Source organism: Niallia sp. RD1 (assembly GCF_024219955.1).
Taxonomy (GTDB): Bacteria; Bacillota; Bacilli; order Bacillales; family Cytobacillaceae; genus Niallia; species Niallia alba.
The window spans coordinates 511,511-531,973 of the sequence record NZ_CP100420.1 but is presented as its reverse complement, the minus strand read 5'-3'; the positions used below and the strand labels follow the sequence as shown (position 1 = coordinate 531,973).

Sequence of the window (20,463 nt, the reverse complement as noted above, 5' to 3'; positions counted from 1 at the left end):
TTTAGGCAGCAGAATTTTGTTCTTCTTCCTTCTCAAATTTCTCTGTTCGTTTTTTCATCATTTTATAGTAAGCGACAAATAAAGCGAGCCATACTGCTACCATAATAATTCCGATAATATTTCCCTCCGATGCACTTGCAAAAATATAGCGGAACACTGGGTATTCAAGTGTACTCCAGGAAATTAATTGTCCATCTTGAACGGTAACTGCACCTGTATCGTTCGCTAATTTTGTAATAGTGGAAGCAAAGCCAGTAGCAACATATAAGAATACTGGGGTTGTAATTACACCCAGAAGGAGCATGCGAAGCAAGTTGCCTCCTGTAATAATTAAAGCTGGTACTGCTAAGGAAATATTGATAATTCCTGCGAATGGAAGGATATTATTTCCTGGTAGAATAATTGCATAAATTAAGGTGATTGGGACCATCAAAATCATTGCTACCCAAGCTTCATTACTACCAGCTAAAATAGGCCAATCTAGTCCAATAAATAATTCACGGTTTTCAAATTTACGCTTCATAAAATCAGAAATAGCTTCAGACAACGGAGATAAAGCTTGCATAAACAATTTTGCTACCATTGGGAATAAAGTTAAAGCTGCGGCTGCCTGTACGGCGAGCATTAATATGTCTTGGAATGAATAACCTGCAAAGATGCCCAGTAGCCCTCCAATAATAAAACCCATGACATGATTTTCTGCAAAGATTCCAAGTTTATCTTTTAATGTATCAGCATCAACATGTTTATCTAAGAAAGGTATTTTACTTAATAGCCAATTGAAAGGAAGAAGGAAAACGGCAAATATCATCATGCTATGAGAACAGGTAATACCTGGAATACCAGTGATTTTTTCTATCTGTTTTTGGTTTACGTCGGCTAACAGCAATTCAACGACCATTTGAATGGCAGCAACGATAAAAGCTAAAACAATACTTCCGCTAACTCCTATAATTAAGACAGCTGTCAAAATCTTGCCCCAAACATTCCATAAATCAACATTTAATGTTTTCGTTTTATTAAGCACCAGTAAGATAGCGTTTACAAGCATTTGCAAGGGAAACATTAAGAATGCTAAAGGCCAAGCCCATGCAAGAGTAGCCATGGAAGTCCAACCACCATCTATTATGTTTAATTGAATTCCCGTTTTTTCTACAAGAGACTGTGCAGCAGGTGTTAGTGCATCAAGCATAAATCCTATTACAATCCCCATTCCGATGAATGCAACCCCTAAGATAATCCCAGAACTTAAGGCTTCACGGAATTTCATTCTTGCGATGATCCCGACGATAATCATTAGTAAAGGAACGAATACTGCTGCTCCAAAATCTAAAATATATTGAAAGAAACTTTGAATTACATCCATTTCTTTTCACCTCATATTATTTTAATAGAGAGATTAACTTTTCTGTTTCTTCTTGTAATCCCATCCCAGTTAGAAAGGCAATTCCATTTAATGTCGGAATATCATATTGTTTTTTTGCTTTCGTGATGGCAATATAGACATCACTTGATTTAACATGTAAATCTAAAGATTTAATATCGACTGCTTCAACATTTGCGCGAACTCCGTTTTTCTCTAAGATTTTTTTAACCTTAGAAACTACTGTTTGGCTAGTTGCAACTCCTGAACCACAAGCTACGATTACTTTTTTCATTTTGATTCCTCCTTAAAGAGATGTTTGTAAAAACGTAAATAAATCTCTTCCTTCATATTTTTTCAGTTTTTCAACAAATGGAGGCATATTAAAGCGTTCCATTAAAGTCTGAAGTAGTGAAATATGGCCATTTGGATCGGTAATGCCGAGGATAAAGAAACAATCAATATCAATAATATGATCATCTGTCCCCATATGAACAAAAGGAAGTTTATATTTATTTTTGACAACAGCAACAAAAGGTTGTTTGATATGCACAGAGTCTGTATGGGGAATGGCAACATTAAATTCTTCCAAAGCTAATCCTGTTGGGTATTCCTTTTCTCGATCAATTACTGCTTGGATAAAAGTCGACTTTACATAATCAAGTGCAAGAAGTTGATTACCGATGAAGTAAAAGAGCTCTTGGGACGTCTTTGCCTCTATGTTTGTAAAAATTAGCTCTTCTTTAATTAGGCCAGTTTTAAGCATATAATTTCACCTCCTTTCAGTAGCAGAATTTAAGCAATTCAGTATTTCGTCTGGCTGCGTTGCTTTGTAAAGAATTTCTGCCCTGTGTTCATCTAAAAATAATTCATTCAGTGCTAGTAGTGTAGGGACATGATGGTTGTTATCTTCAGGTGCTATTACTACAATCATTTTCGCAAGTTCTCCATCTGGCATATAGATAGGGTGTTTACATACTAGGAGACTAAAGTCTTCTTTTAATACGCCCTCAGAAGGTTTGGCATGGGGGAGATAGACAGATGGACCAATCATCATTCGACTACTGTCATTTTCAAATAGCTCGATGACTTTTTCTCCATAGCGTTCTGTTATTGAGCCCCGTTTTTGCATAGGTTCTAAGGCTATATTTAATGCGGATTTCCAGTCCATTTCCGTTTGAGTAAACAGAATGTTTTCAGGATAAAAAGTAAATAATTGCTCTGTATCGTTTACATGTTTCTCTATAACTGGTTCTGCCATTGTTTCTTGATAAAAATCTACTATTTTATTAGAAACTTTTTCATAATCATCGGTATTTAAATATTTTTTTATATGGTGAACTAACTCTTTAGCCTTTTTGTTTATATCCTTTTCAATTGATGTTCTTATTTGTTTTTTCAGTGCAAGGCGGTCTTCTTTGTTTAAGACTGGGTTTACAATCACTAGTTTTTTTGTTGTATTTAAGGGAACGGTAGCAAAGATGAAATCTACCTCATCTTCATAATTTTTAAAATTTCTTTCTGCAAAAGCGCCAAGAAATCGGAAGGTGGGAAACATGCCCTTTAAAGTCTCTAATAGAAATTTAGAGACAGATGTCCCGTTGCGGCATACTACCATTGCAGAAAAAACGTATTCTCTATCATCTTGTGTTTTATAGAGCCACGCTTGTATATGCATCGCAAGATAGACGATTTCTTCTTTGGAAAAAGGTTTTCCAGCAAAATTTTCGAGCGGGTACACCGATTTGGAAATAACAGCGAAAAGGGAAGAATATTCTTCAATAAATTGTTCAATAATAGCATTTTGAATATTTAATCGCATCCAAGATCGATAGATAGCTGGTCTTAAATGGACAAGTAACTTTTCCTTCATTTCTTTTTTTCGGATAAGGTCAATTGCTAAATTTTGTTCTACTACATCTAGAAACTCATCTATAGCAAATTGTAAATCTTCTCCTCGAGACAAATCCAAAGCTGATTCCAACATATTAGAGGATAAAACTTGAAGGGCCAGATAAAGCTTATCCTTCTCAGATAAGTCTGTTAAGTCCCAGAATATATTTTTTAATATTTCTAATTCATTGGTATTCTCTAAATCAAATCTTTTAATTTCTGAAAACCATTCCCGATTATAGGCCTTCATTCTTTTTATCAAGAGGGTTAGTATAATGGGAAGGTGTTCAATTTGTTCATCCGTGAATGAAATTTTAAGTGCTTTTTCGACTTTCAATAGTCTTTGTTCTAATAAGAAAAGCTCATTTCGAACAATAAATTTCTTTTTTTCTAACAGTGGAATAGCAAAATCATGAAGTAGTAGTGTCTTTAATTCAGTAACTAATAATTTGCGAAGGTTATATTCTGTACCGATAATTTTATATCCCTTTGTTCTTGAATATTCAACTTGTACGGAATAACCTTTTACTCGTTCCTTGATTATTTTGATATCATTCAATAACGTATTCTTACTAACGTCAACGAAATCAGCTAAGCCTTGGAGAGAATAATAAGATGAACTTGTAAGCAATAATAAAATAATTAAACTCATCCTTACTTCTGGTGATAAATAATCTAGATTGATAAATTTTGATGATTTAAGAATGTGATAAAGATATTCTCTTGTTTTATCTTCTAATTTAACACGACCATCGTAGTCAATCGAAATGGGTGGTATTTTATTCGTCCTCAAATATTTATTAATAAAATGAATTTGTTCTTTAGGTGATATTTTCTTATCAGGAACATCTCCTTCAATCCGCGTTAAAGAAGTAGATTGGTTGACTAAAAGATGAAAAATAATTTCATTTAATTCACTCTTCAATGTTTTCACCTCCATATCTATCTGTTATATTACTTGTATTACGCTACCGTTAATTTCATTATACACAATAAAAATTCCCTGGAAGATTAGTTAATCACAATTATGTAAATGCTTACATTTTGCTGATTGTGTTTTAAGTAAGCATGGACTACAGAGGGACGGTTTTAAAAAGAGAGGAGAGTTAAAGATATTGTATCAAGATAAAGAATTGACATTAAGACCGATTATGGAAGAGGATCTTTATCGTCTTTGGACGCTGGCGTTTAAAGAGGAAGCCCCAGAATGGAAAAAGTGGGATGCTCCGTACTATCCTTATAAACCAATAAGTTATGAAGATTTTTTAACAAAAAAAGAACAATATGTAGATAGAGATGATCGCTGGTCAATTATTGTAAATGAAAAGTTGATTGGTATCATCGGTTATTATTGGGAACATGAACCATCAAGATGGTTAGAGATGGGAATTGTTATTTATGATCCAAATTATTGGAGCGGTGGATATGGAACAAGAGTGATAAAGATTTGGATGGACCATCTATTTAAAGCATTGCCCTTAGTTCGAGTTGGATATACAACATGGTCAGGGAATGAGCGAATGATAAAGGTCGGAGAAAAGCTTGGAATGACGATGGAAGGGCGGATGAGAAAGTGCCGTTACTATAATGGAGTATACTATGACTCCATTCGAATGGGAATATTAAGAGAGGAATGGGAAGCTTTAAGAGCAGGAAGCAAATCAATTTAATGGAAACGAGAATGTTTAATAATCGAACAGAACTGCTAGCGATCATTTTATCTATATGTGCTTTCTAGCATAGTTAGGCAAAAGTTGCATAAAGTTATGTCCTAATATTCATTCTTTTCTATGCAGGCAAGGAGTATAATGGAAGAAAAGCTGAAGAGCAAGCTGTATATGTAGTAAATGTCAAATGGAATCAAGTAAGCGTGAAAAATGAATGAATGGAGTGAGGTCCATGAAGAAAAAGGTTGAATACGTATTCTTCTGCCAGCATTGTGGATTGCCTCAACGTATTCCAGCGTTTGTGCTAAAAACGTATTTATGTGATGACATGGTAAAACAATACTATTGCAACAATTGCAGCCGAGAAAATCTAATTCCTCCATATATAAAAAAGCTGAAAACAGAACTTTAATGGATGATGTAATCATATCTAGAAGAGGCTGGGACATAAGTATTCCAGCCAAGGATAATTCCGAACAATTATACGAAGATGCTAATGAATGTTCCGTATAATTGTTCGGGCTTTTATTTGTTTTTCAAAGGATGTTTCCATGAAGTTTGGTGCGATTCCCCGCAGCCGGAATACACTTCGCTTTCCATGGGGCTCGCGCTGAGCCGCTTCGGCCTGTGGCCTGCAGGGTCTCAGACTGTCTCGCTAATCCCATAGGAGTCTTCGTGTATTCCGGCTGCTCTGTTTTTCTAACTAATTATATTTCCTCTTGTAAAAAGTATGCGAAAGCAGCCGCTATTTACTAGCTATATTAGAAATTGTTCGTCTTTACAGAGTATCTATTTAGTTATGTCCCATCCTCTTTTTTCTGAAAGAGTAATTGTTTAGACCAATATAGTTGAACAGAACGAAAGATTTTCCATTTTTAATGAGTAATAACCAATAGATTGTACAAACTATTTAAAGTAGAACAGTGGCTCATTGTTGGTTAGTGGAATAAAAAGGTCTCTTTAGCTTTACTTATTGGAGATGCTCATTACATCTTCAATCATGGAAACTTTTAAGTAGTAGTTGAATAAAGTGAATTACAAGGAATACTGGGACAAAATTAATGAACAGAATGGCATATTGCATTCTTTATATAGTTCCTATTGGCATAAATACTCGGATTTTTCTACATGGCAGTTTTGGGTCATTCTTATTTCATTACTTTTACCATTATTAATCCTTTATTTTGTAGTAGATAGGAAAAGGCTATTCGAAATATTTTTCTTTGGCTATACTGTTCATTTATTTTGGGCATATATTGATATAGCGCTTAGTAGAGGAACCTATTTAACCCATACATATTTTCTTTTTCCGTTACTCCCTAGTGCATCTAATATTACAGGATCCTTTCTTCCAGTTGGATTTCTGTTGGTATACCAATATGCCACAAACCATAAAAAAAATTTTTATATCCTAACAATACTGTTAAGTGCTGCAAATGCTTTTATATTTGCCAATATCGAAGAGGCAGTTGGCTTAGTAACATTTCATAATGGGTTTAATTCTTTTCATTTATTCCTTTTGGATTTGGTAATTGTATTTGTAGCATACTGGTTTACTAAGCTAATGTTACGATTTAGAATTCATACGAAAGAAGAAGAGTAAGATAGCACTTTTTTTAATGAGACTGGGACATAAGTATTCCAGCAAAAGATAAATCCGAACAATTATACGAAGATACTAATAAAAGATCCGTATAATTGTTTGGTTTTTTATTTGTTTTTAAAACATGTTTCCATGAAGTTTAGTGCAATTCCCCGCAGCCACCTCACTTCGCCTCCGGGGAAACTAGTTTCATAAGGAAGATGAAAGCCAAAAATCGAAGAAGCAACGAGAAAAAAGGCGTTCATAAGGAAGATGAAAGCCAAAAATCGAAGAAGCAACGAGAAAAAAGGCGTTCATAAGGAAGATGAAAGCCAAAAATCGAAGAAGCAACGAGAAAAAAGGCGTTCATAAGGAAGATGAAAGCCGAAAATCGAAGAAGCAACGAGAAAAAAGGCGTTCATAAGGAAGAGGAAAGCCAAAAATCGAAGAAGCAACGAGAAAAAAGGCGTTCATAAGGAAGATGAAAGCCAAAAATCGTAGAAGCAACAGAAAAAAGGCGTTCATAAGGAAGATGAAAGCCGAAAATTGTAGAAGCAACGAGAAAAAAGGCGTTCATAAGGAAGAGGAAAGCCAAAAATCGAAGAAGCAACGAGAAAAAAGGCGTTCATAAGGAAGAGGAAAGCCAAAAATCGAAGAAGCAACGAGAAAAAAGGCGTTCATAAGGAAGAGGAAAGCCAAAAATCGTAGAAGCAACAGAAAAAAGGCGTTCATAAGGAAGAGGAAAGCCGAAAATTGTAGAAGCAACAGAAAAAAGGTGGCCATAAGGAAGATGAAAGCCAAAAATCATAGAAGACTCCAGAAAAAGATCGTTCATCTCCCAACTCTTTGCAAATAGCAAATAATCTAAAACAATGCATTTGAGCGAAAACGAAACGAGGTGTATACTTGCCAAAGGAGATTATTAAAGGAGGAATTTATTTTGTTACAAAAGCCAAAGGCTATTTTTCTGGATATGGATGGGACTATCTTGAATCATCAGAATCAGGTAAGCCTAAAGACAAAAGAGATTATTGATGATTTACGAAAGGATGGTTTCTTTGTATTCATTGCAACGGGAAGATCCTTTGATGAAATTGCATCTGTTGTGCCAGAAGGGTTTGAAGTGGACGGATATGTTACTTCTAACGGCATGGCCGGCTATATAGGAAAGGAGCCTGTTTTTCAGCACACGCTCCCTCTAGAATTGGTTAAAACAATTATTGATAAGGCAAGAGAACATAAAGTGTATTACGAACTTTTCCCTTATGACGATCCTCGGATGGTATTAAATCAGGATAAAGAGTATGTTATCCATGAAATTAGGGACCCAAAACCAGACAGTGTTGGAATTAACGAATGGCTGTCTCGTAAAGAAGCTATCAGCGGAAAAATTGCTTGGAAGAATACAATTGAAGGAAAAGAATTTTCGAAGTTTTATTTTTTTGCTCGTACAAGAGAGCATATTAATCAATGGAAACACGTATTAGAGGAACTAAGAAAAGAAGTAGATTTTACTGCCTCTACTTCTTCTGCACATAATGTAGAAGTAATGGTTGCGAATGTAAATAAAGCCACTGGTATTAAGCAAATGTTAGAGAAATTTAATCTTTCAGAAGAAGAGACAATGGGAATTGGCGATAGTGATAACGATATCCAAATGCTTCAATTTGTTTCCATGCCGGTTGCTATGCAAAATGCACCAGATCACATTAAAGAATTAGCAGCAGAAATAACAGAGTTAACCTGTGATGAAGATGGGGTTTGTCATTTCTTAACATCTCGATTTAAGTAATGAAGCTGCATTTTTAATTCCTGTTTTTACCATATTAATGATTGCTCGATCTGGAAAACCTACTATAGGTAAAAGAAAGGAGCATGAAAAATGACAAAGAAATTTAATAATGGTAGTAAGAATCAAAACGCACCTAGAGGAAACCAGTCTAGTGTTAGTGGCGATAATAGCAAGGGAAATAAGCGGAACAAAGATCAAAGTGATAAAACAGAAGATTAAGTAAAAGCCAGCTTCATATGAGCTGGCTTTTACTTAATAATAGGTTCAAACGCGTTCTTGCAGCTTTTGAATATTTACAGAATGAAAAGGCTAACCCCCTGGTTCATCCACCACACTAGATGGATTTCCATCCAAGTCGTAAAAATCAAAAATATTTCATGCCCTCAAAATCATTGATTTCCATCATTTCCCCTCCGGTGTTTGTAGCAATATTTTATCTCACTCTTAACGGATAGTAAGTTTCAACCGTAAGCTTATGAGAATACATGGAAGATCAACTGTCCGTAAAGGTCCGAATGGTTCAACTAACAGGGGATATAGGAAAAACACCACTGATGGAAGTTTAGCTTTATCCAATTTTAAACGTAAATATATTGTTATTTTAGGAATTTAATAGCCACTCGGAATTTGTCGAGGATTATCTTGGGTTTTTAAAAGGGTTTTAGTAGAAATGGCTCGAATTATAAATTAGCTAAAACTACTTAGAAGGGCTGGTTCTAAATTGTTGGCTTTTCCTAATATCGAACAATTATCGTATCATTTATTAGTAATTATCTTACCGATCGTTTGGTACCTTTTAGTAAGTAAAGAAGATGTTTCTCAACGAAAAAAACTAATTTCTAATTTTTCTCTTATCCTTTTTATCATGCTTTTTTTCACTATGGTGCATCCAATTCAAATGGAAGAGGGCTTGTTTTATGATCTTAAAGTGGTTCCCATTCTATTAGCTCTTGTTTATGGTGGATTAAGCACGAGCATTCTCTTAACTGTCATTTTGATTGGTTATAAATTTTTCATACTAGGAAACGGTTTTTACATATATATTTTAAATTATTCTATTGCAGGAGCCATTATCCTCTTTTTAAAAAATAAATTGGTAACTCTTACATTTGGAGCGAAATGGAAATTGATAATGGGTGTTTATTGGCTTTGTGCTTTGACACGAGTTATATTTGTTTTTATAACAGAACAAGTAGCCCAGCTTCCTTTCGTATTGATTTATTCATTTACTACGTGGGGAGCATTATTTATCGTTACCAGCATTATTCAATATAATGATGAGAAAATTCTCAATCAGAAAAAAGTTCAAATAGCAGAGCGATTAAATGCGGTAAGTCAATTGGCTGCTTCTGTTGCCCATGAGGTACGGAACCCGATGACGTCGGTAAAAGGATTTTTGCAACTAATAAGTGGGGACAACAATTTATCTGGAAAACAAAGGAAATACATAGAAATCTCCTTACAAGAATTAGAGCGGACAGAAACAATCATCAGTGATTATTTATCGATGGCAAAACCAGTTTCAAAAGAAGAAGAAGAAAATTTAAATATTACAACAGAACTAAGAGGCGTTATTGAAGTAATGACTTCTTATACTAATACTCATAATATTATAATCGATGCTGTTATCTCTAATCAGCTATATTGTAAAGGAAAGAAAAATGAATTTAAGCAGGCAATGATTAATATGATGAAAAATAGTGTAGAAGCCATGAATGGAAACGGCGTTTTAAAGGTTCGTGCATATGCTTTAGGAGAAAAGATTTTTATTGAGATCGAGGATAATGGGATAGGGATGACGAACAAACAGGTCAAACAACTAGGCACGCCTTATTATTCCACGAAAGATAAAGGAACAGGTATTGGCTTAACCTTAGTATACCGAATTATTCGAGATATGAAGGGGGAAATATCTGTTGTCAGCAAAAAAGGGCAGGGAACAACGTTTAGGATAGCTTTGTTGAAAACAATTGTTTGATAGAAAAGTCGGTTCTCCACTAAATAGAATCGACTTTTTTATTGTTTTTCCTTGTCAGCTCAATGATAAAATAGTCGATCCAAGTAATGAGTGGGATGAAAAAAGGAAGTATATAAAAAGAAGTATGCCCAATCCCAAATAATCTTACTTCGTCATTAAGTAAATAGATAATCCACGTAACACCTACTAAAAAAACTGTATTCCAACAGAAAGTCACTAGCAATGCTATCCATTTATTTTTTGTTTTGGTGAAAGTAAAAATAGATAGGGGAACAGAAAACAAGAAAGATATTAAAATGAAAAGTATAACCAACAGATTCCCTCCAAATTTTTCTAATTTAAATATATCCTGAATCCGTGATAAAAAATAATTCTTCCGATAATTTTAGGAATTCCTTATTTTCTTGCCATTCGTACTAATTTAAGTTGGATTGATTGTTTTTTGTGTACACTAAATAAAACCTGCTTACCTATAATTTTTTTCAGGTCTTATTACCTATTCAGTTTCCTAGGCTTATGTTGTAAATGAAAGATACAGTCGTTTAAAAGTAGGAAACCAAGGACTATGATTTCCAAACTTTAAGTAAATTCTTCGGGAATGCTTTACCAATTTTGCAGCTAATGTAATCAAATTCTGGATAACCGTTTTTACTCGGCGACGGAAGACCTTTCTTTTAAGCGGCGCATCCCCTGATTTCAGGCTTTCTTGGCCAATAATCCGAAGGAGATTGTAGGTTAAACATCCAAGATGTAAGATTAATTCATTGGTGGCAAATTTCCCAGAAGGGAAACGTTCTAGGTCTAAATCCGTTTTTAATTCACTGTGGAATTGTTCACAAGTGGCATGTTCGTGATAAAGGCTAATTATTTCCTCTGTTTCATTAGGTAGGGTAGTCCAATAGCTCTCAAACTCAACATCTGGGATTAAGAGGATTTGGCCGTTTTTATCAATCGTTCTTTCTGTTACTTTATAGACTTGGCGAATGGCTTTTTTCATTCCCTTTGGAGTTGTTTCTAAAGCACCATAGAATACACGTTTTCCTTCTCGCTCCTGAACGCATTTACCGAATTGTTCAGCTACCATGAGCCAGTTTTCAGGCTTTTCACGGCGAGGATTTCGTTTAATTATGAAATCGGCCTTTTCATTCACACAAACTTTTAGGTTTTCGACACTATCGTTTCCTGCATCCATACGGACCAATAACGATAGATCAGTAATCATCCGAGAATATATAATACTTTTCTCGAGAAATTTCTCAGTATCCTTTTGAACGTGTGTGCTTCCCTCCCGAAGTTCCACATTTACAACGTAGCCTTCTTGACCCAAATAGGAGAAGTTAGGGGAATACCCGTCACATCCTTTGTATGTGCGACTAACCCCTTCTTTCTTAGTATTTGAGTTATCAAATGGCGATACATCAATATCCAGAGGTACGTATGATTTTTTGTCACTAGTAATTGTTGGAGTGACAGGAGAATCAAATTGCCGTATTAGTTTAGCCGATTCTTCCAGAACAATGGATTTCCATCCAGTCACCTTGGCAATTTGATCGAGTCGTTGCCGTAGTGTGGGACTTGATGGAACCACTTGAATATCCAATGCACGATAAAAGAAGGGATCATCTCGAAATTCTTCGATATGGTCGAAATCATTCTTACCTTGGCACAATAGACCCACATAAGAAGTGGTAACATCCCCATTAAGAATGGCCGGAGACGACTTGATTTCTGGGACCTTTAAGGATGAAAAACGTTTGTAAAATTTTGTTTTTGATAAAAGCAAACCTATTAAACCTAGACCCGAATGGGTCGTTAATGTATCATCGGAATCTTCTAAAATAAACTTAACCAATTTCAACACCTGCCTGGTGAAATAAAATTATCAACATAAATCAGCTGATAACATTATTATATCAGGCTTTGTGGGCACATTTATTATTAATTACGTCACGGACTCAGGTATATTTTAACATGATTGTTCTTAAAATATGGTTCCTAATAAATCAAAAATTTACATTCCTTTACTAAAATTATAAAAAAGGTTAAAAGGGAGTGAAAAGTAAGATTGTATACTTTATTTATTGAGATTAGAATCCCCTTCTTGTTTGTTTCCAAGTAGTTTTGGTTTAGTCCGTCCGGAATCTTTTACATAAGGAGTTTTGATAGATGAATATAACAGTGGCAGGTACAGGGTATGTTGGCTTAGTAACAGGTGTTTGTTTAGCAGAAGTGGGTCACCAGGTTACTTGTGTTGATGAGGTTAAAGAGAAAATAGTTCTTCTAAACTTAGGGATTTCCCCTATTTATGAGCCGGAATTAGATACATTAATAGAAAAAAATGCAAGTGCAGGGAAATTGACATTTACAACCGATCACGAACAGGCATATGCGCATTCAGATGTTATTTTCATAGGGGTAGGAACTCCAGAAAATGAAGATGGATCAGCTAACTTAAATTATGTTTTTCAAGTTGCAAAACAAATTGCTGAAAGTGTAACCCATGATTGTTTAATTGTCATTAAATCAACTGTTCCTATTGGGACAAATGATCGTGTTGAAACTTATATTAAAAATCACTTGAAACATAAAGTAACTGTTGAGGTTGCGTCAAATCCAGAATTTCTTGCCCAAGGCAGTGCAATTAAAGATACGTTGCACGCGTCACGAATTGTGATTGGGGTAGAAAGTGAGCAAGCGAAGGAAATATTGACAGCTATATATGAACCTTTTCAACAACCGATTTTAACGATGAATCGCCGCAGTGCAGAAATGGTGAAATACGCATCAAATGATTTTCTTGCCCTAAAGATTTCTTTTATTAATGATATTGCTAATTTATGTGAAGCAGTTGGAGCAAATATAGAGGATGTAACAAGTGGGATGAGTTATGATGAGCGTATTGGAAAAAAGTTCTTAAATCCTGGTATTGGGTATGGCGGTTCTTGTTTCCCAAAGGATACAAAGGCTTTGCATTGGCTTGCAGAAGAAGAAGGTTATATTTTACGGACGGTAAAGGCTGCTATAGAAGTAAACGAGAAGCAGAAATTTAAGTTGATTTCAAAGGCACGGAATGAATTTTCCTCATTCAATGGATTGAAAGTGGCAGTATTAGGACTTACCTTTAAGCCTGGAACAGATGATTTACGGGAAGCTCCTTCTATCCCAAATGTACGATTATTATTAAACGAAGGAGCTAGAGTTCATGTATATGATCCAGTTGGAGAAGAGAACTTTAAAAAGCACTTTTCGACAGAGGTTGTTTATGAAAAAACAGCAGAACAAGCATTAGAGGAGGCAGATCTTTGCTTCATTTTCACCGAATGGGAGGAAATTAAAGCTATTGATTTATCCTTTTTTAACAAAATGAAAGTACCGTTTGTCTTCGATGGAAGAAACTGTTTCTCACTAGAAGAGGTAAGAAAGGCGAAGATTAATTATTTTTCTATTGGACGACCAGAAATTAGAATGATGGAAGTTGGAGGAAGAGGTGGAGACGGTTTTCTAGTTACCTAGTGTAATGATAAAAAACAGCCTATATTGTGGGCTGTTTTTTAATTTTTCTTAGTACAGTGTTTTAGGTAATTTAATTGTAAATGTTGTGCCAACATCTACCTCACTTGTTACACTGATAGTTCCTCGAGGACTTTCGATAATCTAAAAGCAAATCATAAGGCCGATTCTTGTTCCTTTGGATTTTATTGTAAAAAAGGCTCGCCAAATTTACTTAGCACCTCTTTTGAATTCCTTTTCTTGACCCACCATTCAATTTATATAGATAGGATCTAAATTGAATGGATTCTAATAAAATACATTCATATTTTTAATGAGATCGATAAAGAGTTGCTTTATTTTAATCATTGACTAAAACACTTATTGTAAGATAATGAAGGTAGTCTAAATATTTTGAAAATTATCTTAAAAGGAGGGTTTTTATGTTCTGGACAGAGAAAAAGTTGGATGCACGAATCAAGGAGCTAGAAAAATACCGCTACCGAGAAGCTATTTCATTAGAATCCTTTCAGATGCAATTAGATAAAGAAGGAGAAATTGGCGCGAGACCACCGGAAAATGGGGAATGGACAACTATTCGTGTTGGAAATAATTGGGCAGGAAGGGATCATTATGCTTGGTTAAAGGCAGAGGTATCAATACCTGCTAACTGGAATGATAAACAAGTATTGGGATATTTTGATTTTGGTGTAACAGATGGTGGTACGAATTCTGGCTTTGAATCACTATTGTATGTAAATCAGAAAACGTATCAGGGCGTAGATGCCAATCATCGAGAAGTATTTTTTAAAGAAGAACATTGTGGAACAAATATCAGTTTGATTTTTCGTTTATGGTCTGGCTTAGAAGGCGGCGGTGAACCACGCATCCAAGAACATAAAATAAAAAAGGCAGAGATTGGATGGCTCGACGAAGCGACAGATGATTTATATTATACGGCTAAAGCAATAATCCAAACGATACATATTTTAGATGAAAATCGACCAGAATATCAAACTCTTCTAACTGCTTTAAATCGAGCTTTTTATGAAATAGACTGGACGGAGCCAGGCTCTGATCTATTCTATGAATCTATAAGCAAAGCAAATAATCATTTGAATACTTCATTAGAAAAAATGGATAAACATACTGCTGTTACCATTCATGCAATTGGTCACACACATATTGATGTTGCGTGGCTATGGCGATTGAAGCATACCAGAGAAAAAACAGCGCGCTCTTTCTCAACAGTATTGCGCTTAATGGAGAAATATCCAGAATACTTATTTATGCAATCACAGCCACAGCTATACGCGTATATCAAAGAGGACTATCCAGAGATTTATACCCAATTGAAGGAAAGAGTAGCAGAGGGAAGATGGGAGCCAGAAGGCGGGATGTGGCTCGAGCCTGACTGTAATTTGCCATCTGGGGAATCCTTCGTCCGTCAATTATTACACGGAACAAGATTTTTAAAAGAAGAGTTTGGTGTAACGAGCAAGTATCTATGGTTACCAGATGTCTTTGGTTATAGCTGGTCGTTGCCGCAAATTTTAAAAAAATCAGGTATTGAGACATTTATGACGACAAAAATTAGCTGGAATCAGTACAATAGGATGCCACATGATACCTTCCAATGGCGAGGCATTGATGGGACGGAAATTTTGACTCATTTTGTTACGACTCCATATCCGAACAGTAGAGGCTGGGCATATGACTATAATGGAGAAATGCAGGCAGATGTCGTTCAAGGCGCTTGGGATAACTATAAAGACAAAAATATTACTCAGGATTTACTTCTGTCATATGGCTATGGAGATGGTGGTGGTGGAGTAAACCGAGATATGCTGGAGATGCGGAGAAGATTTGACCGAATTCCTGGTCTGCCAGCTGTGAAATCGACAAAAGCAGGAGATTATTTTGACGCCCTTCATGAGAAAGTGAATAACACAGAGGAATATGTCCATACATGGGACGGAGAACTTTATTTAGAATTTCACCGAGGAACTTATACTAGCCAAGCATATAATAAAAGAAGTAATCGAAAAAAAGAATTATTGTATCGGGAAACGGAACTGCTGAGTGTATTAGCTAGTATATTTACTGAAGATTGGTCTTTTTATCCGCAGGAAGAGCTTCACAAAGGCTGGACGATTTTATTAAGAAATCAGTTCCACGATATCATTCCTGGTTCATCCATTCGTGAAGTATATGAAGATAGCATTTTAGAATATGAAGAAGCAGAAGCGCTAGCATTTGAAGCGCAAGAAAAAGTTTCAACTAGTATAATAGAAAAAAGTATCTATCACTATACAGTGATAAATGACTCTTCTTGGACACGTTCAGGATTGGTAGAAATTCCAGACAAGCCTGAGTTAGAAGAGGGACAATGGCTATCGGAAAAAGAGAAAGTATTGCAAGCTGAAAAAGTGGCTGGAAAGTGGCTTGTGCAGGTGGAAAAGATTCCATCTCATGGATTAGCTAATCTTTTATTTAAATCGACTAAAGCTAGCGATAGGAATAAACAATCTTCTTTTGTGATCAATGAATCTGGGATAGATACACCTTTTTATAAAATTCTTTGGAATGAAAAAGGCCAATTAATTCGAATTTTTGATAAAAAAGCCAAAAGAGAGATCTTAAAAGAAAAGCAAGAAGGAAATGTACTACAAGTATTTGAAGATAAACCATTAAGATGGGAAGCTTGGGATATTGATATTTTTTACCAAGAAAAGCATCACGAGATTTCAGCTCTTGAAGAGATTGAAATAGTGGAAGATAATTCTTTACGAGCAGTAATACGATTTACCTGGACATATCACCATTCTAAAATAGAGCAAGAGCTTATTCTCTATTCAGAAAACCAAAGAATAGACTTTAAGACATTTGTTGATTGGCATGAACAGCATCAGCTATTAAAAGTGGCGTTTCCTGTTGAGATTCGTTCTACTCAAGCTACCTATGATATTCAATTTGGAAATGTCCAAAGACCAACTCATTGGAATACAAGCTGGGATTATGCAAAGTTTGAAACCGTTGGACATCAGTGGGCTGATTTATCGGAGCATGGTTATGGAATAAGCCTATTAAATGATTGTAAATATGGCTATGACATCAAAGATTCTATGATGCGTCTATCTCTCATTAAGTCTGGTACTTATCCAGATTATTTGCAGGATCAAGGAGCACATACATTTACTTATTCTCTTTTCCCACATGAAGGAGACTGGAGAGAAGGCGGTACAGTTCAAGAAGCATGGGATTTGAATCAGCCATTAAAAGGTTTGGAAGGAAAGTTAAAATCTAAAGATTTCTCTTTATTCCAATTAGCGTCTGACCATTGTATGATTGATGCTGTTAAAAAAGCAGAAGATGAAAATAAAATCATTGTTCGTTTACATGAATTTATGGGGAAAAGAGGAGCGGTAGAATTAACCTCAGATGCTTCTATAAAATCGTGGCAGGAATGTAACCTCATGGAGGAAACAATGGATGAAAAACAGGAAAATGAAGAGATAACATTCGAAATAAAACCATATGAGATTAAGACATTGATAGTGGAAATTTAAATTTTAAGGAGGCAGATTTTAAGGTGTTAATAACACTTTAAAATCTGTTTTTTGTATGTTTTCTATAGCGATGCTTATACTAAAGTGGAAAAAATCTATAGTGAGGATTTAGTTAATATGAATACAAATAGAAGGAATGACAAAAATAATCTATGCTGTTACAAAAAAAGAAGTCCAATGCTACAGAGGTGCTATTTATATAGAAATGAAAAAACTTGTGTCTATAATAACGAAACGAAGTTAATGTACTTTTTTCTTTGTCCGTTGTAAGGTCTTTTCTAAGGCGGTTATATCTTTTTAATTATCTTTAAATCGGAGTGGCATTGTTTTAAGAGTTTCTGTATTTCATTCCATTTATTGTTTGGATTCATTCATGATTCTCCTTACATAATTATGATAGTAATAAAAATTATGTGGAGTAGCGAAAAATTATTCATATTAAAGACGATTTTCTTTAGGGTGAGACATACTTTTCAAGTTTTACTCAAAAGGCAAGTTTGCTAGAAGTAATAGTATCCGATGAAGGAAGTAAAGGTTAAGAAGAATACCACTAAAAATACTTCGCCTGAGTGAAAAGCTTTCTGCGATAGCTGTTTGGCGATTACTTCATGCATGTTAAGCCTCATTCAAATTATTGAAAGTAAGAAGAAAATGGAGATTTAAAATCACTATCTTTGACAAACGATACTTACTAATGGTAAGTTAGTTCTTGAATATAATGAACTAATTAGTTGGAGGAAGAATAATGTCACAATTAGAACAAGTTATGAAGAGTCGTAAATCGGTTAGAGCGTATGATTCCACATACAAAATAGAAAAAAAAGAATTAGAAGAAATCATTGAATTAGCAACGAGTGCTCCATCATCTAGTAATTTGCAGTCTTGGAGATTTATTGTGATTCAAGATCAAGAACTAAAAAAAGAGCTAAGAGAAATTGGAAATAATCAAGCACAAATAGAGGATTCTTCTGCTATTATTGCTGTTTTAGGAGATACGGAGGCTTATAGAAATGTAGAGGAAATCTATGAACAAAATGTATCCCTTGGATATATGGATCAATCAATTGCAGATAGAACGGTAAATAATACGCAAAGCTTATATCCAAATCTACCAAAACCAATTCTTACACAAATTGCTAGCTATGATGCAGGATTAATTTCTATGCAGATTTTATTACTAGCAAAAGAACGCGGGTATGATACAGTTGTGATGGGTGGCTTTGATAAGGCTGTATTTGCGAAACGTTTTGAATTGCCAGAAAATCAATTTCCTATTACACTAATTGCGATAGGGAAAGCAGCTGCGCCAGCCTTTAATACAAGCCGATTACCAATAGATAAAATTACGAAATTTTATTGATTAATAGAGAAAAAGTGCCTTGATTCTTGAAAGAAAAAGGCACTTTTCTAAAAAAAATTATTCTATCTCACTTGCAGAGGTTTCACCAGCTATACGGCCAAATACGATAATGTCAGCAACTGCATTTCCGCCAATTCTATTCCCTCCATGAACACCACCAGTAACTTCACCAGCAGCATAAAGTCCTTTAATTGTATTGCCCTTTTTATCTAGAACATGAGTCTGTGTATCAATTTTTAATCCACCCATAGTATGATGGATACCTGGAGTTACAGGAATAATATAATATGGTCCTTCTTCTAACGTTTGGGTTAGATGAACTCGGTCAAACTCTTCGTCTTTTTTATTTTTAACGTATTTTGTATAATTTTTTAAAGTAGTAGCAAGGGTGCTGCTGTCTATTCCACTCTCGCTTCCTAAAGATTCTATTGTTTCTCCTTTTGTAGCGTAACCATCTTCAATATATCCCGCTAATGAGGCATTTTCATCTGCCATTTCTTGATTTACGACAAGATAAGCTACTTTATCTGTTTGTGCCAAAATATTTTTGGAAACAACATCACGTGTCAATAATTCATTGGTAAATCTTTTTCCTTCTTTGTTTATTAAAATAGCTCCGTCACCACGTAATCCTTCTGTAAATAGATATCCTGTTTCTGGATCGGTTGTTGGATGTATTTGGATTTGGTCTATATCGACGAGATCAGCCCCAACTTCTTCTGCCATAACAATTCCTGATCCTGTTGCTCCAGCATGATTAGTTGTAGAGAAACCTTCCAAGTTTTCATTGTATTCAATAACCATTTCAGCATTTGCACCAAAACCACCAGTTGCTAAAATAACAGATTTTGCAGTAACGGTGAATGGATTCATATTTTTATCGGTAGCTTTTACTCCTACGATCGCGCCATCTTTTTCAATTAAACTATCAGCTGTAGTGTTTAATCACTTATACTGCCTGTTTCTCCATCTGCACTGATTTCAATTTTCTCAATCTTATCTTTTGAAACCGTTACAGTGGCTTTAATTTCTCCTCCATGACCATTGGAAACGCCTTCATATGTACCAGCATTAAATTTTCCTTTTTCTTCTGTATTCGTACTGTTGCTACATCCTGCTATTATGAGCATAAATATAGCGATAAGGACGAGCGATATACTAGACAATTTTCTCATAAAAATTAACCCCTCTCTTTTTAGTGTTCAATGTTTCACAATGTCTATCATAGTGAAAATGTCCAACTACTCGTTATGTAAATATCAATGTTCAAAATAAGTTCATAAGTCTATGAAGGTTTTGTGAATATTTGTATCCCACTCTTAACGGACAGTAAAACTCCCCCTCAAGCTTATGAGAATACGAGGAAGATAGGTGGGAGATCAACTGTCTGTATAGGTCCGATTGGTTCAACTAATCATCAGTGAGGGGAAGTTTCACTATATGGTATACAAAGCCGTTCTTTTGTAATTCATTACAAAGAGGAAATATAATTAGTTGGGAAAATAGAGCAGCCGGAATACACGAAAACTCCTATGGGAGCTGCGAGACAGTCTGAGACCCTGCAGGCCATAGGCCGAAGCGGCTCAGCGCGAGCCCCATGGAAAGCGAAGTGTATTCCGGCTGCGGGGAATCGCCCCAAACTTCATGGAAACATCCTTTGAAAAACAAATAAAAGCCCGAACAATTATACGAACATTCATTAGCATCTTCGTATAATTGTTTGGAAATATCCTTGGCTGGAAGACTTATGCCCCAGCCTCTTTTACTTTT

At 35.2% G+C, this 20,463-nt stretch carries 16 protein-coding genes; 8 read left to right on the top strand and 8 right to left on the bottom strand.

Annotation, left to right across the window (positions count from 1 at the left end; genetic code table 11):
* Position 1: 1 nt before the first annotated feature.
* The 4 genes from NKG37_RS02565 to NKG37_RS02550 are packed head-to-tail and all read right to left on the bottom strand — an operon-like array spanning position 2 to position 4,181.
* Entirely contained in the window at positions 2-1,366 is a 1,365-nt protein-coding gene (locus NKG37_RS02565; protein ID WP_254415746.1) for a PTS galactitol transporter subunit IIC, read from the bottom strand.
* 16 nt (positions 1,367-1,382) lie between these two features.
* Complete coding sequence (locus NKG37_RS02560) at positions 1,383-1,658, bottom strand: PTS sugar transporter subunit IIB (RefSeq protein WP_016202105.1); 276 nt, start codon at positions 1,656-1,658, stop codon at positions 1,383-1,385.
* A 12-nt stretch (positions 1,659-1,670) separates the two neighbouring features.
* Positions 1,671-2,129 (bottom strand): PTS sugar transporter subunit IIA, encoded by a 459-nt coding sequence (locus NKG37_RS02555; RefSeq protein WP_101729404.1) that lies wholly within the window; start codon positions 2,127-2,129, stop codon positions 1,671-1,673.
* Positions 2,130-2,135: 6 nt separating this feature from the next.
* Complete coding sequence (locus NKG37_RS02550) at positions 2,136-4,181, bottom strand: BglG family transcription antiterminator (RefSeq protein WP_169189175.1); 2,046 nt, start codon at positions 4,179-4,181, stop codon at positions 2,136-2,138.
* A 190-nt stretch (positions 4,182-4,371) separates the two neighbouring features.
* Between NKG37_RS02550 and NKG37_RS02545 the strand changes: the two genes are divergently transcribed.
* The 5 genes from NKG37_RS02545 (at position 4,372) to NKG37_RS02530 (ending at position 10,275) form a co-directional block, all read left to right on the top strand.
* Positions 4,372-4,926 carry a GNAT family N-acetyltransferase gene (locus NKG37_RS02545; RefSeq protein WP_169189174.1) on the top strand — a complete coding sequence of 185 codons (555 nt, stop codon included), beginning with the start codon at positions 4,372-4,374 and terminating at the stop codon, positions 4,924-4,926.
* A gap of 1,027 nt (positions 4,927-5,953) precedes the next feature.
* Complete coding sequence (locus NKG37_RS02540; protein WP_254415745.1) at positions 5,954-6,526, top strand: hypothetical protein; 573 nt, start codon at positions 5,954-5,956, stop codon at positions 6,524-6,526.
* Positions 6,527-7,445: 919 nt separating this feature from the next.
* Positions 7,446-8,297, top strand: a complete 852-nt coding sequence (locus tag NKG37_RS02535) for a Cof-type HAD-IIB family hydrolase (RefSeq protein ID WP_016202111.1) — start codon at positions 7,446-7,448, stop codon at positions 8,295-8,297.
* A 90-nt stretch (positions 8,298-8,387) separates the two neighbouring features.
* The gene (locus tag NKG37_RS25985) at positions 8,388-8,516 is read left to right on the top strand and encodes a hypothetical protein (protein ID WP_016202112.1); all 129 of its coding nucleotides are present in this window, start codon (positions 8,388-8,390) and stop codon (positions 8,514-8,516) included.
* Positions 8,517-9,021: 505 nt separating this feature from the next.
* Positions 9,022-10,275: a sensor histidine kinase gene (locus NKG37_RS02530; RefSeq protein ID WP_254415744.1), complete on the top strand. Its 1,254-nt coding sequence runs from the start codon at positions 9,022-9,024 to the stop codon at positions 10,273-10,275.
* 19 nt (positions 10,276-10,294) lie between these two features.
* On the opposite strand, the gene NKG37_RS02525 is transcribed toward NKG37_RS02530, so the two are convergent.
* Positions 10,295-10,588, bottom strand: coding sequence for a hypothetical protein (locus NKG37_RS02525; RefSeq protein ID WP_016202114.1), 294 nt, complete (start codon positions 10,586-10,588; stop codon positions 10,295-10,297).
* Between the two features lie 201 nt (positions 10,589-10,789).
* Entirely contained in the window at positions 10,790-12,133 is a 1,344-nt protein-coding gene (locus NKG37_RS02520) for an IS1380 family transposase (RefSeq protein WP_118977697.1), read from the bottom strand.
* 308 nt (positions 12,134-12,441) lie between these two features.
* Here NKG37_RS02520 and NKG37_RS02515 point away from each other — a divergent pair, with 308 nt between their 5' ends.
* From NKG37_RS02515 to NKG37_RS02505, 3 genes are all read left to right on the top strand, one after another.
* Positions 12,442-13,788, top strand: coding sequence for a UDP-glucose dehydrogenase family protein (locus NKG37_RS02515; RefSeq protein WP_224427807.1), 1,347 nt, complete (start codon positions 12,442-12,444; stop codon positions 13,786-13,788).
* Positions 13,789-14,207: 419 nt separating this feature from the next.
* Positions 14,208-17,333: an alpha-mannosidase gene (locus NKG37_RS02510; protein ID WP_254415743.1), complete on the top strand. Its 3,126-nt coding sequence runs from the start codon at positions 14,208-14,210 to the stop codon at positions 17,331-17,333.
* Positions 17,334-18,078: 745 nt separating this feature from the next.
* Positions 18,079-18,693, top strand: a complete 615-nt coding sequence (locus NKG37_RS02505; RefSeq protein WP_254415742.1) for a nitroreductase family protein — start codon at positions 18,079-18,081, stop codon at positions 18,691-18,693.
* 57 nt (positions 18,694-18,750) lie between these two features.
* Here the strand turns inward: NKG37_RS02505 and NKG37_RS02500 are convergent, their stop codons facing one another.
* A complete protein-coding gene (locus NKG37_RS02500; protein WP_254416352.1) occupies positions 18,751-19,596 on the bottom strand; it encodes an FAD-dependent oxidoreductase in 846 nt (281 codons plus the stop codon).
* A gap of 38 nt (positions 19,597-19,634) precedes the next feature.
* A complete protein-coding gene (locus NKG37_RS02495; RefSeq protein WP_016202119.1) occupies positions 19,635-19,868 on the bottom strand; it encodes an FMN-binding protein in 234 nt (77 codons plus the stop codon).
* Positions 19,869-20,463 lie beyond the last annotated feature (595 nt).